The organism is Pseudomonas sp. BN607 (genome assembly GCF_029871175.1).
Classification (GTDB): domain Bacteria; phylum Pseudomonadota; class Gammaproteobacteria; order Pseudomonadales; family Pseudomonadaceae; genus Aquipseudomonas.
In genome coordinates this window covers 214,535-237,990 of record NZ_SSOE01000028.1, presented here as the reverse complement: position 1 = coordinate 237,990, position 23,456 = coordinate 214,535, and the positions used below count along the sequence as shown (strand labels likewise).

The following is a 23,456-nucleotide window of genomic DNA, read 5'->3' as shown; positions in this document are numbered from 1 at the left end:
GGCCATCATGTCATCGAGCTCGTTCCGTCAGTCACTGCGTCGCCTGTGGGGCCAAGACAAGTTCAGCTACAGCATCAGGGTTACCATCGCCCTCACCGGCAGCCTGGCCCTGTGCTGGTACCAGAACGAGATGGCCCTGCTGATCCCACTGTTCCTCGGCATCATCGCCAGCGCCCTGGCCGAAACCGACGACAGCTGGCAGGGCCGCCTCAGCGCCCTGGCCGTTACATTGGTGTGTTTCGCCATCGCTGCACTGGCGGTCGAGTTGCTGTTCCCCTACCCCTGGATATTCGCCGTCGCCCTGGCTTTGGCGGCGTTCGGCCTGACCATGCTCGGCGCCTTGGGCGAGCGCTATGGTGCGATTGCCTCAGCGACACTGATCACGGCGGTGTACACCATGATCGGCGTGGACCAGCGCGGTGGCCAGGTGACGGACTTCTGGCACGAGCCGCTGCTGCTGGTAGCAGGCGCGGCGTGGTACGGACTGCTTTCGGTACTTTGGCAGGCACTGTTTTCCAACCAGCCGGTGCAGCAAAGCCTGGCCAAGCTGTTTTACGAACTGGGCAGCTACCTCAAGCTCAAGGCCAGCCTGTTCGAACCGGTGCGCACTCTCGACGTCGAGGCCCGGCGCCTGGAACTGGCTCAGCAGAACGGCAAGGTGGTGGCAGCGCTGAACGCGGCCAAGGAAATCATTCTGCACCGGGTCGGCAACAGCCAGCCGAACTCAAAGGTCAGCCGCTACCTCAAGCTGTATTTCCTGGCCCAGGATATCCACGAGCGGGTCAGTGCCTCGCACTACCCCTACAACGCCCTGACCGAGGCATTTTTCCACAGCGACGTGATGTTCCGTTGCCAGCGCCTGCTGCGCAAGCAGGGTGCATCTTGCCAGGAACTGGCGCGCTCGATCCGTCTGCGCCAGCCGTTCGTGCTGGCCAGCGGTTATCCCGAGGCCCTTGAAGACCTCAACGCCTCGCTGGAACACCTGCGCATCCAGAGCAACCCGGCCTGGCGCAGCCTGTTGCGCTCACTGCGGGCGCTGGCCGCCAACCTGGAGACACTGGACCGCCTGCTGAGTGCCGCCAGTAACCCGGACAGCCTGGCCGATGCCAGCGACAGCAGCCTGCTCGACCGCTCGCCACGTTCGCTGAAGGACGTATGGACGCGCCTGCGGACTCAGCTCACACCGACCTCGCTGCTGTTCCGCCACGCCTTGCGCCTGCCACTGGCCCTGTCGATCGGCTACGGCATGGTGCACCTGATCCACCCCACGCAGGGTTACTGGATCATCCTCACCACGCTATTCGTCTGCCAGCCCAACTACGGTGCAACCCGGCGCAAGCTGGTGCAACGGATCTTCGGTACCGCAGTGGGCCTGACAGTCGGCTGGGCCTTGTTCGACCTGTTCCCCAATCCGGTCATCCAGTCGTTGTTCGCCGTGGTCGCCGGGGTGGTGTTCTTCGTCAACCGCACCACCCGCTACACCCTGGCCACGGCGGCAATCACCCTGATGGTCTTGTTCTGCTTCAACCAGATAGGCGATGGCTACGGCCTGTTCCTGCCGCGCCTGTTCGATACCCTGGTGGGCAGCCTGATCGCGATACTTGCGGTGTTCCTGTTCCTGCCAGACTGGCAGGGCCGGCGGCTGAACAAGGCCCTGGCCAATACCCTGGCCTGCGCCAGCGTATACCTGCGCCAGATCATGCAGCAATATGCCCACGGCAAGCGCGACGACCTGGCCTACCGCCTGGCCCGGCGCAACGCACATAACGCTGATGCTGCACTGTCCACTACCTTGGCCAACATGCTGATGGAACCGGGGCATTTCCGCAAAGAAGCGGACGTAGGCTTCCGCTTCCTGGTGCTTTCGCACACCTTGCTCAGCTACCTGTCGGGGCTGGGCGCGCACCGCGACACGGCGTTACCGGCTGAGGTGCAGGAGCAGTTGATCGAAGGTGCCGGGCAAAACATCGCCAGCAGCCTGGACGAGATTGCCAATGGCCTGGCGGCGCGGCTGCCGGTGGCGATTCACAGCGATGCCGAGGAGGCGCTGGCCAATGCGCTTGAACAGATGCCGGAAGAACTGGATGAGCATCAGCGGTTGGTGCAGACACAGTTGGCTTTGATTTGCCGGCAGTTGGGGCCGTTGCGGACCTTGGCGGCACACCTGATCAAAGAGGGTGCCCCGGCCTGAGTCATGTGTTGCCTGACCCGACCCTATCGCAGGCAGTAAAGGTTAGAAACCATGCTGGCGCAGCAGCCGCGCATAACTGCCGTCGGCTTTCATCGCCGCAATCGCCTGCTCGAAGCGCTCGACGATCTGCGCATGCTCAGGATGCTTCAGGCTGACCAGGATATGCAGGGTGTTCTCCCCCAGCGGCGGCTCCACCAGCATTACGCCATCACGCACCGCTTGCGGCTCCCGCTGCAGGTTGTAGCGGGCCACGTACTCGTCTTCCACCGCCAGGTTGACCCTCCCTGCCGCCAGCATGCGCACCGCCGAGGAAAAGTTGCGCACCGGCACCTTGTCAAGGCGGGTATCGCCATCGAATTCGGGTGAGTAGGCGTAATCCCGAACAACAGCGATGCTATAGGGGTACAGGTCAGACTGATGCTTGTAGCGGAACACTTCGCCCTTGCGCTGCAACAGGCGAATACGATTGGTCAGGTAGGCTTTGGAAAACTGCCCGAAACTGGCGCGCGCGTCGTTGTACCAAGCATTGATCAGCACGTCGTAGCGCCCTTCCCCCACCCCCAGCAACGCCCGCGCCCAAGGCGCCTCTTCATAGCCACTGCTGTAGCCGGCGCGCGCCAGCGCCGTGGTGACGATGCTGGTCGCCAGGCCGCCGCCCGGCATGCTGGCATCGGTAAACGGCGGCCAGTTGTCGGCCACCAGGCGTAGCTTGCCGTTACCCGGTGCGGGTGTCGCCAGCATCATTGCCAGCAAACCCAGAACACAAAGCAGTGGCCGCATGCTCACGTCCTTTTGCAGTAGAGGGCACACACTGCCAACGAGATTACACAAAGCCGTTGCCGAGGGCAGCGGCCAATAGTGTCATTTAGCCTCTATTTTGGCCGAAGCGCATGTGGCATGCGATTATCGAGGGCCCATTCAAGGAGTTCGCACCCATGTCCATCGACTGGCTCTGCAAGCATCACACCGACCTCGGCAAGGATCAGCTCTACGCCATTCTTCGGTTGCGCACTGAAGTGTTCGTGGTCGAGCAGCGTTGCGCCTACCAGGACGTCGATGGCCAGGACCTGAGCGGCGATACCCTGCACCTCATGGCCTGGCAGGAGGACAAGCTGGTGGCCTACCTGCGCCTGCTCGACCCGCAGTCACAGGGGGGGGACGTGGTGATCGGGCGGATGGTGACCTCGCCTGAAGCGCGTGGGCTGAAGCTGGGGCACCCGCTGCTGCTGAAGGGCTTGGAGGCGGCGGAGCATTGCTGGCCGGGGACGCCGGTGTACCTGTCGACGCTGGCGCACTTACAGGGGTTTTATGCCCAGCATGGGTTTGCCCCAGTGGGTGAGGAATACCTGGAGAACGATATGCTGCATATCGGGATGCGCAAGGGCTGAGCTCACCGGGGCCGCAGAACGGCCCGAGGATTTCAGGGGTAGCCCAGCACGTCGCGGATTTGCCGCAGGTGCCGGATGATCCACTGCTTGTCGATCGCGCCCCAGTCATGGATGCGGTAATGCCCAGCGTGGTTGCGGGCGCCTTCCTGCTGCTCGAACTCGCAGACAATGTCCAAATCAGCAAGTGCGGCGATGGTGTCCTGGGCGGTACGCCGCGGCATGCCGGTGGCTTCCATCAGGGCGGGCACACTGGTCGCGGTGTGGCTGTCGATCAGCCAGGCCACGTACAGCCGGCGGTAGAAGCTGCTCTTGGTCTTGCTCACTTCCATGCTGCATGTTCCTTAGAGATTGCCCGGCAGCTCCCGGTAGGTCAGGTAGACGCGCAGGTCGAATTCCAGTTGGTGGTAGTCCGGCTCCATGTGCTGGCAGAGCTGGTAGAACGCCTTGTTGTGATCGCGCTCGCGCAGGTGCGCAAGCTCATGTACCACGATCATGCGCAAGAACTGTGGCGCGGCCTCCTTGAACAGCGAGGCAATGCGGATTTCCTTCTTCGCCTTGAGTTTGCCACCCTGCACCCGGGAGACCGCCGTGTTCAGCCCCAAGGCCCGGTGCGTCAGGTCCAGCCGGCTGTCAAACAGCACCTTGTCCAGGCCAGGCGCACTGCGCAGGTATTGCTGGCGCAAATCCTGGGCATAACCGTACAACGCCTTGTCGCTTTGCACGTCATGGCGGTCGGGGTAACGGCGCTGCAGGTACTCACCCAGGCGGTCGCTGGCGATCATTTGCCGCACCTGCTCCTGCAGGTGCGGAGGGTAGGCTTGCAAGTAACGTAATACGGTCATGGCGCTGCTTTCGGCGTAACGAATGCCGATTCTAGCCAATCAGGACCCTGGCCAGGAGAAAATTGCCGGAAAGCCGCTGGCATCCGCTGCCGTCATCGGGTATGCCACCAGGAAGCCCTGCACATATTCACAACCATTGGCCCTCAGCCAGGCCGCCTGGACCGGGGTTTCCACACCTTCGGCAATCACTGTGATGCAGTAGTCGGCACAGAGCCCTATGACACTGCGCACCAGCGCGGTATCCACTGCCGAATCGGGCAGGCGCGCCACCAGGTGGCGGTCGAGCTTCAAGGTGTCGATCGGCAGGTCGCGCAGCATGCGCAACGAGCAGTCGCCCGCGCCGAAATCGTCCAGGGCTACCCGCACCCCCAGCTCGCGCAGGCGGTGTATCTGTTTCACGGCAGCATCGATGTTGTACATCAGCGAGGTTTCCGCCACTTCTACTTCAAGCTGCGAAGGCTCCAGCTGGTAGAGCTGGATAACCCGTTGCAGTTCGTCGACCAGGCCAGGCATGACGAACTGCGCGCGGCTCAGGCTGATACCCAGCACCAGGTCCGGCGGGAACCGGTCGTACCAGGCCTGGCGCTGAGCGGCACCTTGGCGATAAATCCAGCTGGCCAGGCGATTGATCAGCCGCGCCTCCTCCAGCAGCGGAATGAACAACCCCGGCGGTACATCGCCGACACTCGGGTGCTGCCAGCGCAGCAAGGCCTCGAAGCCACGCAGACGACCATCGTTGAAACCCACCTGCGGCTGATACACCAGGGTAAAGTCCTGCTGTTCGATGGCCGCGCGCACACTGTCTTCAAGCATCAGCCGCGAACGGGCCCGGCCGTTGAGCTCCTGGTCGTAGAAGCGATACTGCTGGCGACCGGCCTGCTTGGCCGCATACATCGCCGCATCCGCCGCACGCAGCAAGCCTTCGACATTGGCGCCGCAGTCCGGGTAGGTAGCGATGCCGATGCTGACCCCAAGGCACACATCCAGCCCTTCTACCTCATGGCTGATGGATATACGTTCAAGCAACCGCTCGGCATAACGCCCAGCCTGCTCGGGGTAAGGCAGGCTGTCGAACAATGCGGTGAATTCGTCGCCGCCCATCCGCGCCAGCAGGGCCTCGCTGCCCAGGCAGTCCTTGAGCTGCTCGGCGACCCATAGCAGCACCCGGTCGCCCGCATCGTGGCCCAGTGAGTCGTTGATCCGCTTGAAGCCATCCAGGTCCATGTACATCAGCGCCTGCGCCTTGTCCGAACGCTCGTTGCGCAGCAGCGCACCTTCGGCCGCTTGGTAGAAGCCTCGGCGGTTGAGCAGCCCGGTAAGCGGGTCGGTAACTGCCTGGTACTCCAGTTGCTGGTGCAAGTTGCGCACTGCCGACATGTCCAGCACCGTCACCACCATGGCCTGCTGATCGGCCGGCAACGGTGCGCAAGACAAGGCAACCGGCACCAGTTCGCCGCCCAGGGTTCGCAGCTGGGCATCATGCACGCGGTAAATCTGCCGTCCTTGGTAAGCCTGGTAGAACTCCGACTCGTCCCACAGGCTGGGATTGGCCATTTGCACCAGGTCGAGCAGGTGGACGCCCTGCAACTGTTGCACCGATGCCGCCAGCAAACGGGAGATGGCCGGGTTGGCAAAGCTGATGATGCCCTGCGCATCCAGCACCAGGATGCCTTCGGCGGCATTTTCCAGAATCGACGCATTGAACGCCCTGGCCGCCTCCAGCTCGCGAGTCAGGCGCTGCAGCATGCGCCGGTTGCGCTGCTGGTCGAGCAGGGCCTGGACCTTGGGCTTGAGTATTTGCGGGTCGAACGGCTTGAACATGTAGTCCACGGCGCCGCTGGCGTAGCCTTTGAGCACGGCCGCTTCGGACTGTTCGTTGGCGGTGAGGAAGATGATCGGTGTCAGCCGGGTACGCTGGCTACCGCGCATCAGCCGGGCGACTTCAAAGCCGTCCATCTCCGGCATCTGAACGTCGAGCAAGACCAGGTCGACGTCGTGCTCGAGCAACGCGCTCAGGGCTTCCATCCCCGAACTCGCCGTCAGCACCTGCCAATCCTGCCGGGCCAGCAAGGCCCGCATGCTGATGAGGTTCTCGGGGTAGTCGTCTACTACCAGAAGAACCGAGCTGCCATCCAGTGGCAGTGGTTGAGCGTGAGCGCCATCCATGCTGCTTCTCTGTTATGTGACCGACTTCAAGATACGGTTGGATCCATTCAATACTCTAGACCTGAGCGGGCAACACGCAATGCAATCAGAACGCTATCAATGACTGAACTGTACGTTAGCCGACTAACGGTCGGTCTGCCGAAAATATGTGCTGAATGCTTCAAGCCCCCCGCGCAAAAGCCGCCACCGATGCCAGCCCCGGCCCGAAAATGAAAAAACCCGCATTTCTGCGGGTTTCTTGTGTCGCCAGTGGATCAGTTGACCTTGGCGGCCAGCTCACCTTTCAGGTACCGCTGGTACATGCCTTCCAGGGAGATCGGCTTGATCTTCGAGGCATTGCCGGCAGTGCCGAAGGCTTCGTAACGGGCGATGCACACATCGCGCATGGCCTTGACGGTTTCACCGAAGAACTTGCGCGGGTCGAACTCGCTCGGGTTGGTGGCCATCAGGCGACGCATGGCACCGGTGGAGGCCAGACGCAGGTCGGTGTCGATGTTGACCTTGCGCACGCCGTACTTGATGCCTTCGACAATCTCTTCGACCGGCACACCGTAGGTTTCCTTGATGTCCCCGCCGTACTGGTTGATGATCGCCAGCCACTCTTGCGGTACCGAGGATGAACCGTGCATCACCAGGTGCGTGTTGGGGATGCGCTTGTGGATTTCCTTGATGCGGTCGATGGCCAGCACGTCACCGGTTGGTGGCTTGGTGAACTTGTAGGCACCGTGGCTGGTACCGATGGCGATCGCCAGGGCGTCGACCTGGGTCTTCTTGACGAAATCGGCGGCTTCTTCCGGGTCGGTCAGCATTTGGCTGTGGTCCAGCACGCCTTCGGCGCCGATGCCGTCTTCTTCACCGGCCATGCCGGTTTCCAGCGAACCCAGGCAACCCAGCTCACCTTCCACCGATACGCCGCAGGCGTGGGCCATGGCAACGGTCTGCTGGGTAACGCGAACGTTGTACTCGTAGTCGGTCGGGGTCTTGCCGTCTTCACCCAGCGAGCCGTCCATCATCACCGAGCTGAAGCCCAGCTGGATCGAGCGCTGGCAGACATCAGGGCTGGTACCGTGGTCCTGGTGCATGCACACCGGGATGTGCGGGAACTCTTCGATGGCAGCCAGGATCAGGTGGCGCAGGAACGGCGCGCCAGCGTATTTGCGGGCGCCGGCCGAAGCCTGGACGATCACCGGGGAGTCGGTCTTGTCGGCCGCTTCCATGATGGCGCGCATCTGCTCGAGGTTGTTGACGTTGAAAGCTGGTACGCCGTAACCGAACTCGGCGGCGTGGTCCAGCATCTGGCGCATGCTAATGAGTGCCATTGTGTATCTCTCTCCCGACAAGCGTCGTTTGTTTCGTGCAAGCCTGCCGCAGGGGCGGTTGCTGTTCAAGTAGTGTGGGCCACCGTTGCGGCCCGGCCAGTCACGGTGCCTTGCAGCCCCGCCCAATCAGGTCGTTGGTCGCCACCCAGTACACCAGGCCTTCTTCGCCCTTGGTGTGGAAGGCCAGCATGCCATCGCTGTACAGCGTACCCGAGGCACCCGGTTCGGCCTTGAGCCGGTAGACCTGGTCACCGCCGCCGAGGCGCACGTCGACCTGGTCACGTTGCGTATCGGCGAAGCGCCACAGCACTTCGGCCTGGGTGTCACAGACCCAACGGGTCCAGTCGTCTGCCGGGGCGGGTTGCGCCGGCTGCAGCAGTGAGCATCCTGCCAGTGTCGCCAGGGCCGTCACGGCCAAAAGCGCTTTCATTCAGTTTCCTCGATTTGGGGCTGCTGTGCAGCCCTTCGCGGACAAGCCCACAAAGGCCCGCACAGCGGCCCCTTCTTCAAGACCACAAACCAACCTTCAGGTTGCCTGTTACCCGATCAAGGGCAACCCGGCGCCTTGCGCTGGTGGTCTTCGTCGTACTTTTCCAGGCCTTCCGGGCCCACGCGCTTGCTGATCACCGGTACGGTCTCGGCCTGCCATTCGGACTGGTAGCACCCGCCCTTGGGCGGCTGCGCCGGGTCGTCGGCATTAGAAGACGGGCTGCCGGAGCAAGCGCTCAGCAGGCCAGCCACGATCATCACAGGCAATTGCTTGACCATCAGGCCACTCCCTTTGCCAAGCGCCGAGGTCATCAGGCCTTGGCCCGCTCTTCCAGGATTGCCACGGCTGGCAGGACCTTGCCTTCGACGAACTCGAGGAAGGCACCGCCACCGGTAGAAATGTAGGAGATTTCCTTGCTGACGCCATACTTGTCGATCGCTGCCAGGGTGTCACCACCACCGGCGATGGAGAACGCGGCGCTGTCGGCGATGGCCTTGGCCAGCACCTTGGTGCCATTGCCGAATTGGTCGAACTCGAACACGCCGACCGGGCCGTTCCACAGGATGGTCTTCGACGATTTCAGCAGTTCGGCGAAGTTGGCTGCGGTCTGCGGGCCGATGTCCAGGATCATGTCGTCGGCAGCAACGTCGGCGATGGCCTTGACAGTGGCTTCGGCGGTCTCGGCGAACTCCTTGGCAACTACCACGTCGACTGGCAGCGGTACGCTGACCTTGGCAGCGATGGCCTTGGCGGTGTCAACCAGGTCAGGCTCGTACAGCGACTTGCCAACCGGGTGGCCAGCAGCGGCCAGGAAGGTGTTGGCAATGCCGCCACCGACGATCAGCTGGTCGCAGACCGAGCTCAGGCTGTTCAGTACGTCCAGCTTGGTCGATACCTTGGAACCGGCAACGATGGCTGCCATTGGCTTGGCCGGGGCCTTCAGGGCCTTGCCCAGGGCGTCCAGTTCGGCGGCCAGCAGCGGGCCTGCAGCAGCGACTTTGGCGAACTTGGCTACACCGTGAGTGGAACCTTCGGCGCGGTGGGCGGTGCCGAAGGCGTCCATGACGAACACGTCACACAGGGCAGCGTACTTCTGCGCCAGCTCGTCGGCGTTCTTTTTCTCGCCCTTGTTGAAGCGCACGTTCTCGAACAGCACCAGCTCACCGGCCTTCAACTCGACACCGTCGAGGTAGTCGGCAACCAGCGGCACTTCGCGGCCCAGCGCCTTGCTCAGGTACTCGGCAACCGGCTTGAGGCTGTTCTCGGCCGAGAACTCGCCTTCGGTCGGGCGGCCCAGGTGCGAGCAGACCATTACCGCCGCACCCTTCTCGAGGGCCAGCTTGATGGTCGGCAGCGCTGCCAGGATACGCGCGTCGCTGGCTACCACACCGTCCTTCACAGGCACGTTGAGGTCTTCGCGGATCAGTACGCGCTTACCTTGCAGGTCGAGGTCGGTCATCTTCAACACGGTCATGAATGCAGTCCTTCAGGGCTGTTTGTTGCGGGTTGGTTGTACGACGTGCAGATAGTGTTCGGCAACGTCGAGCATACGGTTGGCGAACCCCCATTCGTTGTCGAACCAAGCCAGCAGGTTCACCAGCCGGGGGCCGGAAACGCGGGTCTGGCTGGCATCGACGATCGCCGAATGCGGGTCATGGTTGAAATCACAGCTGGCATGCGGCAGCTCGGTATAGGCCAGCAAGCCTTTCAGCGGGCCGTCCAGCGCCGCCTCGCGCAGCACCCGGTTGACCTCGGCCGCGCTGGTATCGCGGGCGGTCTGCAGGGTAATGTCCAGGCACGAGACGTTGACGGTCGGTACGCGTACCGCTTTGGCCTGGATTCGCCCGGCAAGTTCCGGAAGCAGTCGCTCGATGCCACGCGCCAGACCAGTGGATACCGGAATCACCGACTGGAAGGCCGAACGCGTGCGGCGCAGGTCCTCATGGTGGTAGGCGTCGATCACCGGCTGGTCGTTCATTGCCGAGTGGATGGTGGTGATCTGCACGTATTCGATGCCGAACGCCTGGTCCAGTACCCGTAGCAGGGGCACGCCGCAGTTGGTGGTGCACGAGGCGTTGGACACCAGGCGCTCGCTGCCGGTAAGGCAGGCCTGGTTCACACCGTAGACCACCGTGGCATCGACGTCGGCTTCGCTGGCCATCGGCTGCGAGAACAGCACCCGCGGCGCGCCGGCATCGAGGAAGCGCTGGCCATCGGCACGGGTGTGGTAGGCGCCGGAGCACTCCAGCACCAGGTCGATATCCAGGGCGGCCCAGTCGATGCCTTCGGGGGTGGCACTGCGCATTACCTTCACGCAGTCGCCATTGATATGCAGACAGTCACCGTCGACCTTCACCTCACCGGGGAAACGCCCGTGGGTGGAGTCGAAGCGTGTCAGGTATTCCAGGCTGGCCTGGTCGGCCAGGTCGTTCAGCGCGACGATCTCGAAACCGGCCTTTGCCCCCCGCTCGAACAGCGCGCGCAGGACACAGCGGCCGATACGACCATAACCGTTGAGTGCAACTTTGTAGGGACGCAGGTGGGACATTCGGGGCTCACGAGACAGTTCAATTGTCGTCAGCCTGCGGAGTTTGCGGTGTGGCATTCGCGGGCAAGCCCGCTCCCACAGAGGTTGCATGAAACCCTGTGGGAGCGGGCTTGCCCGCGAATGAAGGCGACACCGCCCGCAGATCGTTAAATCAGTCTTCCAGCAGCTCTTCGGCGGTACCGAGGATGTTCTCCAGGGTGAAGCCGAACTCTTCGAACAGTGCCGAAGCCGGCGCCGACTCGCCGTAGGTGGTCATACCGATGATACGGCCTTCCAGGCCGACGTACTTGTACCAGAAGTCGGCGTGGGCAGCTTCGATGGCGATACGCGCACCCACTTCCAGCGGCAGCACGGACTGCTTGTAGGCCGCGTCCTGGGCGTCGAACACGCTGGTGCACGGCATGGAAACCACGCGTACCTTGCGGCCTTGCTCGGTCAGCTTGTCGAAGGCCTGAACCGCCAGGCCCACTTCGGAGCCGGTGGAAATCAGGATCAGCTCAGGCTCGCCTGCGCAGTCCTTGAGCACATAGCCGCCACGGCTGATGTCAGCGATCTGCTGGGCATCGCGGTCCTGGTGCTGCAGGTTCTGGCGCGAGAAGATCAGCGCCGATGGGCCGTCCTTGCGCTCCAGGGCGTTTTTCCAGGACACGGCGGATTCCACCGCGTCAGCCGGGCGCCAGGTGTCCAGGTTCGGGGTGCTGCGCAGGCTGGTCAGCTGCTCGATCGGCTGGTGCGTCGGGCCATCTTCGCCCAGGCCGATGGAGTCATGGGTGTACACGTGAATCACGCGCTGCTTCATCAGGGCCGACATGCGCACGGCGTTGCGGGCGTATTCCATGAACATCAGGAAGGTCGCGCCGTAAGGCACCAGGCCACCGTGCAGGGCAACGCCGTTCATGATGGCGGTCATGCCGAACTCGCGCACGCCGTAGAACACGTAGTTGCCGCTGGCGTCATTGGCTTCGACGCCCTTGCAACCTTTCCACAGGGTCAGGTTGGAACCGGCCAGGTCAGCCGAACCGCCGAGGAACTCGGGCAGCAGCGGGCCGAAGGCGTTGAGGGCGTTCTGGCTGGCCTTGCGGCTGGCGATGGTTTCGCCTTTGGCAGCCACTTCGTTGATGTAAGCCTGGGCCTTGGCGCTGAAGTCGGCCGGCAGCTCGCCGCTGGCACGGCGCTTGAACTCGGCAGCCAGCTCCGGGTAGGCCTTGGCGTAGGCGTCGAAGCGCTGGTTCCACTCGGCTTCAGCCTTGGCACCGGCGGCCTTGGCATCCCACTCGGCATAGATGTCGGCCGGGATTTCGAACGGGCCATGGTTCCAGTTCAGGGCCTGGCGGGTCAGGGCGATTTCGTCGTTGCCCAGCGGGGCGCCGTGGCAGTCTTCCTTGCCCTGCTTGTTCGGCGAACCGAAACCGATGGTGGTCTTGCAGCAGATCAAGGTCGGGCGATCGCTCTTGCGGGCGGTCTCGATGGCCATCTTGATTTCTTCGGCATCGTGGCCGTCGACGTTGCGGATCACCTGCCAGTTGTAGGCCTCGAAGCGCGCCGGGGTGTTGTCGGTGAACCAGCCGTGCACTTCGCCATCGATGGAGATGCCGTTGTCGTCGTAGAAGGCGATCAGCTTGTTCAGGCCCAGGGTGCCGGCCAGCGAGGCGACTTCATGGGAGATACCTTCCATCATGCAGCCGTCGCCGAGGAACACGTAGGTGTTGTGGTCGACGATGTTGTGGCCGTCACGGTTGAACTGGGCTGCCAGCACTTTTTCTGCCAGGGCGAAGCCCACGGCGTTGGCGATACCCTGGCCCAGCGGGCCGGTGGTGGTCTCGACGCCTGGGGTGTAGCCGTACTCCGGGTGGCCCGGGGTGCGGCTGTGCAGCTGGCGGAAGGCCTTGAGGTCGTCGATCGACAGGTCGTAGCCGGTCAGGTGCAGCAGCGAGTAGATCAGCATCGAACCGTGGCCGTTGGACAGCACGAAGCGGTCACGGTCGGCGAAACTCGGGTTGCTCGGGTTGTGCTTCAGATAGTCGCGCCAAAGCACTTCGGCGATATCCGCCATGCCCATGGGGGCACCTGGGTGGCCGCTGTTGGCCTTTTGCACGGCATCCATGCTGAGGGCACGAATGGCGTTGGCACGTTCACGACGGCTGGGCATCGCTGATCTCCTGGGGGGCTTGAATAGGTGGTGTCACGAAAAAGGCGGCTATTTTCGCCCACTGGGGGGGCTTGGGGCAATGACGTATGGTCGCAGTCGGGGGATTTTCCTGTGATTGGCCTTCAATCCGGGGCAAAACCGGCTTAACCGCTCCACCCATCAGCCAATATCAAAACTTTTTGATATTGGCCTTGCTAGGGCATCAATGCCTGTCTAGACTGCCGCCCCATGAACCTCCGTGCGCAATCGATCCCCGAGCAACGCGAAGCATTGGCCGCCCTGTGCAAGGCCAGTGGTGACGAGTTGCGCCTGAATGTATTGCGCGCCTTGGCCAACGACTCGTTCGGTGTGCTGGAGCTGGCACAGATCTTCGACGTTGGCCAGTCGGGCATGAGCCACCATTTGAAGGTGCTGGCCCAGGCCGAACTGGTGGCAACCCGCCGCGAAGGCAATGCCATCTTCTACCGCCGCGCGCTGCCAGACAGCCTGCGCCTGGGTGGCCGGCTGCATGCAGCGTTGCTTGAAGAGGTCGATGACCTGACCCTGCCGCCAGACGTGCAGGCTCGCATCGCCCAGGTACAACAGCGCCGCGCCGCCACCAGCCAGGACTTCTTCCTGCGCGTGGAAGAGAAGTTCCGTGCCCAGCAAGACCTGATCGCCGGCTTGCCGCAATACCGCGAAAGCCTGCTGGCGCTGCTCGACAAACTGCATTTCGACCCGGCTGCCAGTGCCCTGGAGGTCGGCCCCGGCGACGGTGGCTTCCTCCCCGACCTGGCCCGGCGCTTCGCCCAGGTCACAGCCCTGGACAATAGCCCGACCATGCTCGAACTGGCGCGCCAGGTGTGCCAGCGCGAAGGGCTCGACAACGTGAACCTGCAGTTGGCCGATGCACTGGGTGCAACGGATGTGGCCGCCGACTGCGTTGTGCTGAACATGGTGCTGCACCATTTCAGCGACCCGGCCCTGGCCTTGCGCCAGCTGGCCAAACGGGTGAAGGCAGGCGGCAGCCTGCTGGTCACCGAACTGTGCAGCCATGACCAGGGGTGGGCGCGCGAAGCCTGCGGCGACCTGTGGCTTGGCTTCGAACAGGACGACCTGGCCCGCTGGGCCAACGCTGCCGGGCTGGCCCATGCGGACAGCCTGTACGTGGGCTTGCGTAACGGTTTCCAGATTCAGGTCCGCCATTTCCAGCGGACGGCTGGCGACATACACCATCGGTAAATTTCAGGAACCTTCGAGATGAGCGAATACTCCCTTTTCACCTCCGAGTCCGTGTCCGAAGGGCATCCGGACAAGATCGCCGACCAGATTTCGGACGCGGTCCTCGATGCCATCATCGCCCAGGACAAATACGCCCGCGTGGCCTGCGAAACCCTGGTCAAGACCGGTGTCGCCATCATCGCTGGCGAAGTCACCACCTCGGCCTGGGTCGATCTTGAAGACCTGGTGCGCAAGGTCATCATCGACATCGGCTACAACAGCTCCGACGTCGGCTTCGACGGCGCCACCTGCGCCGTGATGAACATCATCGGCAAGCAGTCGGTGGACATCGCCCAGGGCGTCGACCGCTCCAAGCCGGAAGACCAGGGTGCCGGCGACCAAGGCCTGATGTTCGGTTATGCCAGCAACGAAACCGAAGTGCTGATGCCAGCACCGATCTGCTTCTCGCACCGTCTGGTCGAGCGCCAGGCCGAAGCACGCAAGTCCGGCCTGCTGCCATGGCTGCGCCCAGACGCCAAGTCGCAGGTCACCTGCCGCTACGAAAACGGCAAGGTAGTCGGCATCGACGCCGTAGTGCTGTCGACCCAACACAACCCTGAGGTTTCGCAGAAAGACCTGCAGGAAGCCGTGATGGAGCTGATCGTCAAGCACACGCTGCCTGCCGAACTGCTGCACAAGGGCACCCAGTACCACATCAACCCGACCGGCAACTTCATCATCGGTGGCCCGGTGGGTGACTGCGGCCTGACTGGCCGCAAGATCATCGTCGACTCTTACGGCGGCATGGCCCGCCACGGTGGTGGCGCGTTCTCCGGCAAGGATCCGTCCAAGGTCGACCGCTCCGCCGCCTACGCCGGCCGCTACGTGGCCAAGAACATCGTCGCCGCCGGCCTGGCCGAGCGTTGCGAGATCCAGGTGTCGTACGCCATCGGCGTGGCCCAGCCGACCTCCATCTCGATCAACACCTTCGGCACCGGCAAGGTCTCCGACGACAAGATCATCCAGCTGGTGCGTGAGTGCTTCGACCTGCGTCCATACGCCATCACCACCATGCTCGACCTGCTGCACCCGATGTATCAGGAAACCGCTGCCTACGGCCACTTCGGCCGCACACCGCAGCAGAAGACTGTCGGCGACGACACCTTCACCACCTTCACCTGGGAGCGCACCGACCGCGCCCAGTCGCTGCGTGACGCTGCCGGCCTGTAAGCCTCCTACAGCGCCAGACGAAAGCCCCTGCCGAGCAATCGGCAGGGGCTTTTTTATATTGCGCGCAGCAATCTGACCCCAAATGCTGGATTAAATCCTGAATGGGGTCGAGCGCTGCTTTTCAACGCTGAGCGAGAAATACGACAAGCGACAGGCACATGCAAGTATCAAAGATCAGGGAGACGTGTTGGCGAGACGAGCCTTATAAGTGTGTGTAGCGGCACCTGATAAAAATGCTAGTTGTGGTAAATTTTTTCGGTGCGTAGAGTCAAAAAGCTTCTGCAGTTCTTCTACTTCTGGAGGTTGCCATGAACAAACACGAGCTGATTTTGCCTAATGAATGGCTGGTACATGCTGTCGAAATTAACCTTTTAGCTTACGACTCCTCCCGGGAGGGCTATCAAGATCTTCTGTTCCTTTTCGCAACCGACAAAGATGGCACAGCACATGAATTCACCGTGACGGCGCCAGCGATGCGGTACGTGGCAATGGAGGCATACAATGCTCTTAAAACCGGCTCGGTAGATGAAGTCGTGTTACGCATTACGGATATCGATAACCATCTGTACGCGCTATATATCTAATAGTTAAAGTTTTGCAGATCGCGCCCTAGAATGTGGCGTAACAGAACCAGCCAAATGTACCCTGCGGACGAAAGACGATGGTCATCGTGGTCCTTGGCTAATATTGAGCTTGCGGCCTTAAACTTAACGGAGAAAACCACGATGACCAAGCCCACTATCGCATTGAGTGAGTGGGTTTTATAAAGCGGCAGACGCTGGCCTTTCTCACGCATTGACGTGGTCGTCGAAAACAACTTCCACCACTTCACCTGTATCACTCAGTCACGCCCAAATAAAAAATCCGCGTATGTCTTGAAATTGGGGTTGGGCTGCCAGGGGTTCGCCACAACCTTTCCCGCGCAAGTGAGATCGAGCGCCACCTCAATCCCCAAGACGGCCCCTTCGGACATATCACCTGACAACCTCGCACCTCACCCACCGCACTACCTGCCTACGCTGAGGACTCACCCCGCCAAGCAAGGATGCTGGCCATGCCGCTGATGCTGTTACTAACTCTGCTGCTGTTGCTAAACGCCCCCCAGGCCTGGGCCACCTCATGCCCCGACTGGAGCCCGCAACAGGCCAAGGCCGAAGTTGCGCAACTGCGCGCCACGCTTACCCGATGGGACGAGCACTACCATCGTCAGGGCATAGCCCTGGTGGCCGACGAACTGTACGACCAGAGCCGCGAGCGCCTGAACCACCTGCAGCAGTGCTTCGCGGTTGGCACCAGCCCCTCCCCCCTGGCCAGCGCTCGCGGGCCGGTCCCCCACCCCGTGCCGCATACCGGCGTCGACAAGCTGGCAGACCGCCAGGCCGTGGCGCGATGGATGGCCGGCAAGACCGGCGTGTGGGTACAACCCAAGGTCGACGGCGTAGCCGTTTCCCTCACCTACCAACAGGGCCGATTGGTGCAGTTGACCAGCCGGGGGGACGGTGTACACGGCCATGACTGGAGCCGACACATCAAACAGCTCGGCGCTGTCACCCGGCAGTTGCCTGAGGCGGTCGACCTGCACTTGCAAGGTGAGCTGTATCTGCGCCTGAACGATCATGTACAAGCCAAGGCCGGCAGTGCCAACGCCCGGGGTACCGTGGCAGGGCTGCTCGCACGCAAGCAACTGACTGGCGCACAAGGCAACGCTATCGGCCTGTTCGTGTGGGGCTGGCCGCACGGCCCCGAGCAACAGGCCGAACGCCTCGCCCAACTGGCACGGCTGGGGTTTCCGGACAGCCAGCTTTACAGCATCGCCATCGACACGCTGGAGGATGCAGCACACTGGCGCGAGCACTGGTATCGCTCTGCTCTGCCCTTCGCCACCGACGGTGTGATCCTGCGCCAGGGCAGCCGGCCGCCTGCCGAGCGCTGGCAGGCCAAGGCACCTTACTGGATCGCGGCCTGGAAGTACCCTTATGCACAAGCCTTGGCTGAAGTACGCGACGTGCGCTTTCGGGTCGGCCGCACTGGCAGGGTCACGCCCGTTCTGCAAGTGCAACCCGTTACCCTCGATGACCGGCGCATTACCCAAGTCAGCCTTGGGTCGCTGGCGCGCTGGCAACGCCTGGATATTCGCCCCGGCGATCAGGTGGCCATCAGCCTCGCCGGGCTGACCATTCCGCGGCTCGAACACGTCGTGCACCGCGCTGTAGAGCGCCAACCAATAACCGCGCCAGCACCCGACCAGCATCATGCCCACAGCTGCTGGCAGGCCAGCGAGGGCTGTGATGAGCAGTTCATTGCCCGCCTCACCTGGCTTGGCGGTAAACAGGGCCTGGCTTTGCCGCGCACCGGGCCCGGCACATGGCGTCGGCTGGTCGAAGCTGGCGTGGTAACGTCCATGACCGATTGGCTGCAACTCGATGCCGAGCGCCTGCAGCAGGCCCCCGGCATCAGCAGACTCACTGCGGCACACCTGCTGGGCAGTTTCGACGAAGCCCGCTCACGCCCCTTCGATCAATGGCTGCGGGCCCTTGGCGTGCCCATTGGCAAGCATTTGCCACTGACTGGCGACTGGGAGGCGCTGGCTTCACGCAGCGCCAGGCAATGGCAAACTGTGCCCGGCATCGGCGCAAAACGCTCGCGCCAACTTGTGGAATTTTTCGCGGCCTCTGAGGTGCAAGCCATCGCCGCACAGTTGGCCGAAACCGGCATAGAAGGTTTCCGGCCCCCACTCCAGCGCATTGAGCAATGATTTTTTACCAAATAGTGCGTAGGAAAAACCTGAGACTCGAGCAGAAAACCTCACCAAGGGTTTCTAAATGGGCAAAACCAAGGCAGGATTTCCCCCAACTTTTGCTGCCCCGCCCCGTTCAGGAGGCTTTTCATGAAACGCATTTCGACTCTTTTCCTGCTCGCATCACTGGGCTTGGCTGCAGGTGCCGTGCAAGCCGCCCAGCCAGACCCAGGCCTGACCGGCTGCGCCGCCAAGCGCAGCGCCATCGAGAACCAGCTGAAAATTGCCCGTGACCACGGCAACAGCGGCCAGGTTGCAGGACTGGAAGAAGCTCTGCGCGGTGTGGACAACTGCACCGACGCCAGCCTGCGCAAGGAACGTGAGCAGAAGGTGCTCGATGCACGTCACGAAGTGGCGCAGCGGGAAAAGGACTTGAAGAAGGCCGAGAAGAAAGGCGACGCCGAGAAGATCAACAAGCGCAAGGACAAGCTGGCCGATTCGCGTAAAGAGCTGCAGGAAGCGGTCGACGATCTCGACCGTTAAGGCATCTGGCCAGCAAGCCTGGTCTTTGTGGGAGCGGCCTTGTGTCGCGATAGGGCCGCGCAGCGGCTCTAGCTATGCACGCATTTTTGCTGAAATCCTGGGGCCGCTGAGCGGCCCTATCGCGACACAAGGCCGCTCCCACAGGAATTTGTACAAGCCTCGAAGGTTTGCGCGAACAGCACAGCCATTCAATGATTACGAAATTCGCTATGACAGGCCTTGCATGCAGACTCGACCTTGTCCATCGGTACCTTCAGTTGCGCAGCATCCAGTGGCTGGTTGCGGGAAACATCGACCAATTCGCCGGTGACGCCTTCCAGCTGCCGGGCCAGGTCGTGAAAACGCGCCTGGCGCTCCCACACTTCGGCGCGGGCGGCGCTATCCCCACCATCCCGCACCTGTGGAAAATGCTGCCATGGCTGATGCGACAGGCTGTCCAGCTTCAGCGCACCGTCGGCAAACTTCAGCCCGTCGAACGGCAACCGGCCACGCAGCATGCCGCCCAGGTCTTCGCTGGTCCTGAGCATGTCCTTGAAGATCACCTTGCGCTTGCCCAGCGGCGAGTTCGGGTCGACCCGGTCGCAACCACTCAGGGCAGCGCCAAAGGCCAGTGCTGCCAGCATAACAACGGTCAATCGCTTCAACATCACACTCACTTCGGCCTGCGCAAATGGGCGGCCAGTATCGCTGCCCCAGGGCCAAAGACCAATAGCCATACAAATAACAGGGGTGAATGTTCATTTTCACCCATGACAGGAATGCACACATGAAACCTGCCCTGCGCCACCTGGCCTGGACATTGCCGGTGCTGGCCCTGCTGGCCGGCTGCAATGGCGGCGAGAACGCCAAGCCCGAGCCCCACGCCATCGCTACCTACGCCCCGGCCACCTGGAAAGACCTGCCCGCAGTCAGCGACGAAGACCTGCTGGCCGGTTTCTACGCCTGGCGCAGCGGCTGTGAGAAGCTCAAGCGCGATCCGGTGTGGGCCGCCACCTGCGAAGCCGCCGGCAGCGCTACTGCAAGCGCCGCCCAGGTACGTAGCTTCCTGGAGCAGAACCTGGAGGTATACGGCCTTCGTTCCGCCGAGAACAACGCCAACGGCCTGATTACCGGCTATTACGAGCCGGTCTACCCAGGCAGCCTGAGCCAATCGGCAACCAACCATGTGGCGGTATACGGCATCCCTGATGACATGATCGTGGTCGACCTGGCCAGCGTGTACCCCGAACTGAAGGGTAAACGCCTACGTGGCCGTCTTGACGGTCGGGTGCTCAAACCATACGACACTGCCGAAGTCATCAACCGTGACGGCGTGAAGGCCCCGGTGCTGGCCTGGCTGACCGACCCCATGGACCTGCAATTCCTGCAGATCCAGGGTTCTGGCCGGGTACAACTGGAAGACGGGCGTCAGCTGCGCCTGGGCTACGCCGACCAGAACGGCCACCCCTACCGGCCGATTGGCCGCTGGCTGGTGGAACAGGGCCAGTTGAAAAAAGAAGAAGTGAGCATGGGCGCCATTCATGCCTGGGCCCAGGCCAACCCGCAGCGCGTACCAGAACTGCTGGCCAGCAACCCAAGCTACGTCTTCTTCAGCACCCGCCCGGACAGCAACGAAGGCCCGCGCGGCTCACTTAACGTACCGCTGACAGCGGGCTACAGCGTGGCCATCGACCGCAAGGTGATTCCGCTGGGCAGCCTGTTGTGGCTTTCCACCACTCGCCCGGACGGCTCGCCAGTGGTGCGCCCGGTGGGTGCGCAGGACACTGGTGGGGCGATTGCGGGTGAAGTGCGTGCCGACCTGTTCTGGGGCACCGGGCCAGAAGCCGGCGAGCTGGCCGGGAACATGAAGCAGCAAGGGCAGATCTGGATGCTGTGGCCCAAGGGCCAACCACTGCCTGAGGTGCCAAAGGTACCTTGATCGTTGTGGCCTTCTTCGCGGGAGCTGCCCGCGAAGAAGGCCACCGGGTTTCAGATGGAAACCACGAAGAACGACACGATCAGTGCCAAACCGGCAAACCACACCAGCGACCGCAAGGCCGCCCAATCGGCCAAGTAGCAGATGATGTAAAGCAAGCGGCTGGTGATGTACATCACCCCCAGCACATCCTGCGTCACCTGCTCGGCATTGCCGACGATATCCGCCACCAGCACCGCAGCCGCAAACGCCGGGAATGCCTCGTAGCCATTCTGCTGAGCCGCATGGGCCCGCCGTGGCAAGCCCGACAAGGCATCTAGGAAGGCTCGCGGGTCGTGATTGTCCTTGAGACCGAACCGGCCGCTAGCCACCTTGGCGATCAAGGCACACAGCGGGTTCAGCAGCAGCGCGATCAGGATGCACCACAGGGCAACGGTCATGCTCAGACTCCTTGTTCGATAATGGGTTAGAGCTTCATCACCAGCATGCCTGCCAGGACCAGCCCGCAAGCTAGGAGTCTCGGCCCGCCAAAAGGTTCTTTGAGGTAGCGCATACCCAGCAGCACCACCAGAATCACGCTCAACTCCCGCAATGCGGCCGCCTCGGCCACTGACCCCAGGTGCATGGCCCACAGCACCAGGGCATAGCTGAACAATACGCAGAACCCTACCGCCAACCCGAGACGCCATTGAGTTCGCCAGAACAGTACGAATGGCGCCCGCCGCGCTACCCCCGCCAACAACGGGAATTGCCAGGCGCTGAGCAGGGTCAGCCATACCAGGTAATCCCACGGTTTTCCCCACAGGCGGACGGCCTGGCCGTCGAACCAGGTGTAGCAGCCGATGCACAGGCCGATCAGGGCCACCACCGGCAGCATCGACCAGGGCAGCCGGTCACCGCCACCGCCCTGCCACAACAGGCAGGCCATGCCACAGGGGATCAGCAGGATGCCGATGATCTGCTGCTGGCTAAGCGACTCCCCGGCAAAGGCCAGGGTCAGCCCCAGCACCACCAGCGGTGACAGCCCGCGCATCAGAGGATAGACCAGACCCAGATCGCCCACGCGATAGGCCTGGATCAGCAAATAGCGGTACAACTGCTCAGCCAGTGCCGAAGCTACCAACCAAGGCCAGATTTCAGCAGGCGGAACATCCACGAAAGGCACCGCCAGCACAGCGAAGGCCAGCGCTACCGTGTCCATGCTGGCAATGACCAGCAGGCGCTCGCCGCTGAATTTGATCAATGTATTCCAGGTCGCATGCAGCAGGGCGGCAACCAGCACCAGAGATGTTGCCAACACGCCTTCTTATCCTTGTGAGGGTTTCAAAGGTTGAATATATAGCGTTCCCAAGCGTCGCTGCGCGCCTCTTGTTTGGGAACGTTTCAGACGAAATCGGTCAAACCCTGTGCCCCGAACCCCGTGCCAGGTCATCAAAGAACTGCCCGAGTCACTCGGGTAACGACTTGGAAGCCACTGTTACAGGATTCGGGATGCTTGAATTAGTTGCCGCGTTTATCTGCCTCACCACACTTCTCACCTATGTGAACTACCGATTCATCGGCCTACCCCCCGCCATCGGCGTAATGGTCACGGCGCTGCTGTTTTCCCTGATGCTACAAGGCCTGAGCCTTATCGGCTTCCCTGGCCTGGAAGAACGCGTCGAAGGGCTGATGAACCAGATCGACTTCAACGACCTGCTGATGCACTGGATGCTGGCGTTCCTGCTGTTTGCCGGCGCCCTGCACGTCAACCTCAGCGACCTGCGCAGCTACCGCTGGCCCATCGGCCTGCTGGCCACCTTGGGCGTGCTGATCGCCACCGTGGTCATCGGTTACCTGTCGCATTGGGTGTTTGCCATGTTCGGCTGGCAGGTGCCCCTGATCTACTGCCTGCTGTTCGGTGCGCTGATCTCACCGACCGACCCGATTGCGGTGCTTGGCGCCCTGCGTACCGCCAATGCCTCCAAGCCGCTTAAAACCACCATCGTCGGCGAGTCACTGTTCAACGACGGCACGGCAGTCGTGGTTTTCACCGTGTTGCTGGGCATCATCCAGCTGGGTGAAACGCCGAGCATGGCCGACACCGCCCTCCTGTTCGCCCGCGAGGCCATTGGCGGCGTGGTGTTCGGAGGCCTGATCGGCTACGCCACCTACCGCATGATCAAGAGCGTCGAGCAGTACCAGGTGGAGGTCATGCTGACCCTGGCGTTGGTCATCGGCGGCTCGGCAATGTGCTACGAGCTGCATGTTTCGGCGCCGATCGCCATGGTGGTGGCGGGTCTGATCATTGGTAACCTGGGGCGCAACCTGGCGATGAATGACATGACCCGACGCTACATGGACGGCTTCTGGGAGCTGATCGATGACATGCTCAATGCCCTGCTGTTCGCACTGATTGGGCTGGAACTGTTGCTGCTGCCGTTCAACTGGATGCACCTGGCGGCCGGTGGCGTTCTGGCGTTGGCGGTGCTGCTGTCGCGGTTGCTGACCGTGGCCCCGGCAATCGTGCTGCTGCGGCGCTGGCGCCCGGTGCCCAAAGGGACGGTGCGGGTGCTGACCTGGGGTGGCCTGCGTGGTGGCGTGTCGGTGGCACTGGCGCTGTCGCTCCCGCTGGGCGAAGAGCGAGACCTGCTGCTGTCGATCACCTACATCGTGGTGTTGTCGTCGATTCTGGTGCAGGGGTTGAGCATTGGCCGAGTGGTGCGCAAGGTCAGCGCCCAGCCTTGAGAATGTCGGGG

General features: G+C 62.4%; 22 protein-coding genes. 9 read left to right on the top strand and 13 right to left on the bottom strand.

Annotated features, from left to right (window positions below):
- The first annotated feature begins 7 nt into the window (after nt 1-7).
- Complete coding sequence (yccS, locus tag E8E68_RS07375) at nt 8-2,191, top strand: YccS family putative transporter (RefSeq protein WP_266032364.1); 2,184 nt, start codon at nt 8-10, stop codon at nt 2,189-2,191.
- Nucleotides 2,192-2,233: 42 nt separating this feature from the next.
- On the opposite strand, the gene E8E68_RS07370 is transcribed toward yccS, so the two are convergent.
- Nucleotides 2,234-2,971 carry a transporter substrate-binding domain-containing protein gene (locus E8E68_RS07370; protein ID WP_280340414.1) on the bottom strand — a complete coding sequence of 246 codons (738 nt, stop codon included), beginning with the start codon at nt 2,969-2,971 and terminating at the stop codon, nt 2,234-2,236.
- Between the two features lie 155 nt (nt 2,972-3,126).
- Between E8E68_RS07370 and E8E68_RS07365 the strand changes: the two genes are divergently transcribed.
- Complete coding sequence (locus tag E8E68_RS07365) at nt 3,127-3,579, top strand: GNAT family N-acetyltransferase (RefSeq protein WP_110746597.1); 453 nt, start codon at nt 3,127-3,129, stop codon at nt 3,577-3,579.
- 32 nt (nt 3,580-3,611) lie between these two features.
- Here E8E68_RS07365 and E8E68_RS07360 read toward each other — a convergent pair whose 3' ends face one another.
- The 9 genes from E8E68_RS07360 to tkt all read right to left on the bottom strand — a co-directional run bounded on the left by E8E68_RS07360 (nt 3,612) and on the right by tkt (nt 13,093).
- Complete coding sequence (locus E8E68_RS07360) at nt 3,612-3,908, bottom strand: winged helix-turn-helix domain-containing protein (RefSeq protein WP_110746596.1); 297 nt, start codon at nt 3,906-3,908, stop codon at nt 3,612-3,614.
- A 12-nt stretch (nt 3,909-3,920) separates the two neighbouring features.
- Nucleotides 3,921-4,421: a M48 family metallopeptidase gene (locus E8E68_RS07355; protein WP_266032367.1), complete on the bottom strand. Its 501-nt coding sequence runs from the start codon at nt 4,419-4,421 to the stop codon at nt 3,921-3,923.
- A gap of 39 nt (nt 4,422-4,460) precedes the next feature.
- Nucleotides 4,461-6,587: an EAL domain-containing protein gene (locus tag E8E68_RS07350; protein ID WP_280340411.1), complete on the bottom strand. Its 2,127-nt coding sequence runs from the start codon at nt 6,585-6,587 to the stop codon at nt 4,461-4,463.
- A 254-nt stretch (nt 6,588-6,841) separates the two neighbouring features.
- Nucleotides 6,842-7,906, bottom strand: a complete 1,065-nt coding sequence (gene fba / locus E8E68_RS07345; RefSeq protein ID WP_012274520.1) for a class II fructose-bisphosphate aldolase — start codon at nt 7,904-7,906, stop codon at nt 6,842-6,844.
- A gap of 100 nt (nt 7,907-8,006) precedes the next feature.
- Nucleotides 8,007-8,336 (bottom strand): MliC family protein, encoded by a 330-nt coding sequence (locus tag E8E68_RS07340; RefSeq protein ID WP_266032369.1) that lies wholly within the window; start codon nt 8,334-8,336, stop codon nt 8,007-8,009.
- A 116-nt stretch (nt 8,337-8,452) separates the two neighbouring features.
- Complete coding sequence (locus E8E68_RS07335; protein WP_110746585.1) at nt 8,453-8,707, bottom strand: hypothetical protein; 255 nt, start codon at nt 8,705-8,707, stop codon at nt 8,453-8,455.
- The gene (locus E8E68_RS07330; protein ID WP_110746583.1) at nt 8,707-9,870 is read right to left on the bottom strand and encodes a phosphoglycerate kinase; all 1,164 of its coding nucleotides are present in this window, start codon (nt 9,868-9,870) and stop codon (nt 8,707-8,709) included. Before E8E68_RS07330 ends, E8E68_RS07335 begins: the two co-directional genes overlap by 1 nt.
- A 12-nt stretch (nt 9,871-9,882) precedes the next feature.
- Nucleotides 9,883-10,944: an erythrose-4-phosphate dehydrogenase gene (gene epd, locus E8E68_RS07325; RefSeq protein ID WP_266032371.1), complete on the bottom strand. Its 1,062-nt coding sequence runs from the start codon at nt 10,942-10,944 to the stop codon at nt 9,883-9,885.
- 151 nt (nt 10,945-11,095) lie between these two features.
- Nucleotides 11,096-13,093: a transketolase gene (gene tkt, locus E8E68_RS07320; RefSeq protein WP_266032373.1), complete on the bottom strand. Its 1,998-nt coding sequence runs from the start codon at nt 13,091-13,093 to the stop codon at nt 11,096-11,098.
- A 228-nt stretch (nt 13,094-13,321) separates the two neighbouring features.
- Between tkt and E8E68_RS07315 the strand changes: the two genes are divergently transcribed.
- The 5 genes from E8E68_RS07315 to E8E68_RS07295 all read left to right on the top strand — a co-directional run bounded on the left by E8E68_RS07315 (nt 13,322) and on the right by E8E68_RS07295 (nt 18,803).
- Nucleotides 13,322-14,314 (top strand): metalloregulator ArsR/SmtB family transcription factor, encoded by a 993-nt coding sequence (locus E8E68_RS07315; RefSeq protein WP_110746577.1) that lies wholly within the window; start codon nt 13,322-13,324, stop codon nt 14,312-14,314.
- 18 nt (nt 14,315-14,332) lie between these two features.
- A complete protein-coding gene (gene metK, locus E8E68_RS07310; protein ID WP_003249375.1) occupies nt 14,333-15,523 on the top strand; it encodes a methionine adenosyltransferase in 1,191 nt (396 codons plus the stop codon).
- A 308-nt stretch (nt 15,524-15,831) separates the two neighbouring features.
- Nucleotides 15,832-16,107, top strand: a complete 276-nt coding sequence (locus tag E8E68_RS07305; RefSeq protein WP_266032375.1) for a hypothetical protein — start codon at nt 15,832-15,834, stop codon at nt 16,105-16,107.
- A 470-nt stretch (nt 16,108-16,577) separates the two neighbouring features.
- Nucleotides 16,578-18,278, top strand: a complete 1,701-nt coding sequence (gene ligB, locus E8E68_RS07300) for an NAD-dependent DNA ligase LigB (RefSeq protein ID WP_280340404.1) — start codon at nt 16,578-16,580, stop codon at nt 18,276-18,278.
- Nucleotides 18,279-18,410: 132 nt separating this feature from the next.
- Nucleotides 18,411-18,803, top strand: coding sequence for a DUF1090 domain-containing protein (locus E8E68_RS07295; RefSeq protein ID WP_280340402.1), 393 nt, complete (start codon nt 18,411-18,413; stop codon nt 18,801-18,803).
- A gap of 188 nt (nt 18,804-18,991) precedes the next feature.
- Here the strand turns inward: E8E68_RS07295 and E8E68_RS07290 are convergent, their stop codons facing one another.
- Nucleotides 18,992-19,450 (bottom strand): cytochrome c, encoded by a 459-nt coding sequence (locus E8E68_RS07290; protein WP_280340400.1) that lies wholly within the window; start codon nt 19,448-19,450, stop codon nt 18,992-18,994.
- Between the two features lie 119 nt (nt 19,451-19,569).
- On the opposite strand from E8E68_RS07290, the gene E8E68_RS07285 reads away from it, so the two are divergent.
- On the top strand, nt 19,570-20,721 hold the full coding sequence (locus E8E68_RS07285) for an MltA domain-containing protein (protein ID WP_266032383.1): 1,152 nt from the start codon (nt 19,570-19,572) through the stop codon (nt 20,719-20,721).
- A 50-nt stretch (nt 20,722-20,771) separates the two neighbouring features.
- Here the strand turns inward: E8E68_RS07285 and E8E68_RS07280 are convergent, their stop codons facing one another.
- Together E8E68_RS07280 and E8E68_RS07275 are read right to left on the bottom strand one after the other, a co-directional pair.
- Entirely contained in the window at nt 20,772-21,158 is a 387-nt protein-coding gene (locus E8E68_RS07280; RefSeq protein WP_280340398.1) for an MAPEG family protein, read from the bottom strand.
- A 26-nt stretch (nt 21,159-21,184) separates the two neighbouring features.
- Entirely contained in the window at nt 21,185-22,018 is an 834-nt protein-coding gene (locus E8E68_RS07275) for an EamA family transporter (RefSeq protein ID WP_266032388.1), read from the bottom strand.
- Between the two features lie 191 nt (nt 22,019-22,209).
- Here E8E68_RS07275 and E8E68_RS07270 point away from each other — a divergent pair, with 191 nt between their 5' ends.
- Nucleotides 22,210-23,445, top strand: a complete 1,236-nt coding sequence (locus tag E8E68_RS07270; protein ID WP_110746551.1) for a sodium:proton antiporter — start codon at nt 22,210-22,212, stop codon at nt 23,443-23,445.
- The last annotated feature ends 11 nt before the right edge of the window (nt 23,446-23,456 follow it).

Coding starts and splice junctions, on each gene's coding strand:
- yccS (WP_266032364.1), top strand. CDS start 8: ATGTCATCGAGCTCGTTCCGTCAGTCACTGCGTCGCCTGTGGGGCCAA.
- E8E68_RS07370 (WP_280340414.1), bottom strand. CDS start 2,971: ATGCGGCCACTGCTTTGTGTTCTGGGTTTGCTGGCAATGATGCTGGCG.
- E8E68_RS07365 (WP_110746597.1), top strand. CDS start 3,127: ATGTCCATCGACTGGCTCTGCAAGCATCACACCGACCTCGGCAAGGAT.
- E8E68_RS07360 (WP_110746596.1), bottom strand. CDS start 3,908: ATGGAAGTGAGCAAGACCAAGAGCAGCTTCTACCGCCGGCTGTACGTG.
- E8E68_RS07355 (WP_266032367.1), bottom strand. CDS start 4,421: ATGACCGTATTACGTTACTTGCAAGCCTACCCTCCGCACCTGCAGGAG.
- E8E68_RS07350 (WP_280340411.1), bottom strand. CDS start 6,587: ATGGATGGCGCTCACGCTCAACCACTGCCACTGGATGGCAGCTCGGTT.
- fba (WP_012274520.1), bottom strand. CDS start 7,906: ATGGCACTCATTAGCATGCGCCAGATGCTGGACCACGCCGCCGAGTTC.
- E8E68_RS07340 (WP_266032369.1), bottom strand. CDS start 8,336: ATGAAAGCGCTTTTGGCCGTGACGGCCCTGGCGACACTGGCAGGATGC.
- E8E68_RS07335 (WP_110746585.1), bottom strand. CDS start 8,707: ATGACCTCGGCGCTTGGCAAAGGGAGTGGCCTGATGGTCAAGCAATTG.
- E8E68_RS07330 (WP_110746583.1), bottom strand. CDS start 9,870: ATGACCGTGTTGAAGATGACCGACCTCGACCTGCAAGGTAAGCGCGTA.
- epd (WP_266032371.1), bottom strand. CDS start 10,944: ATGTCCCACCTGCGTCCCTACAAAGTTGCACTCAACGGTTATGGTCGT.
- tkt (WP_266032373.1), bottom strand. CDS start 13,093: ATGCCCAGCCGTCGTGAACGTGCCAACGCCATTCGTGCCCTCAGCATG.
- E8E68_RS07315 (WP_110746577.1), top strand. CDS start 13,322: ATGAACCTCCGTGCGCAATCGATCCCCGAGCAACGCGAAGCATTGGCC.
- metK (WP_003249375.1), top strand. CDS start 14,333: ATGAGCGAATACTCCCTTTTCACCTCCGAGTCCGTGTCCGAAGGGCAT.
- E8E68_RS07305 (WP_266032375.1), top strand. CDS start 15,832: ATGAACAAACACGAGCTGATTTTGCCTAATGAATGGCTGGTACATGCT.
- ligB (WP_280340404.1), top strand. CDS start 16,578: ATGCCGCTGATGCTGTTACTAACTCTGCTGCTGTTGCTAAACGCCCCC.
- E8E68_RS07295 (WP_280340402.1), top strand. CDS start 18,411: ATGAAACGCATTTCGACTCTTTTCCTGCTCGCATCACTGGGCTTGGCT.
- E8E68_RS07290 (WP_280340400.1), bottom strand. CDS start 19,450: ATGTTGAAGCGATTGACCGTTGTTATGCTGGCAGCACTGGCCTTTGGC.
- E8E68_RS07285 (WP_266032383.1), top strand. CDS start 19,570: ATGAAACCTGCCCTGCGCCACCTGGCCTGGACATTGCCGGTGCTGGCC.
- E8E68_RS07280 (WP_280340398.1), bottom strand. CDS start 21,158: ATGACCGTTGCCCTGTGGTGCATCCTGATCGCGCTGCTGCTGAACCCG.
- E8E68_RS07270 (WP_110746551.1), top strand. CDS start 22,210: ATGCTTGAATTAGTTGCCGCGTTTATCTGCCTCACCACACTTCTCACC.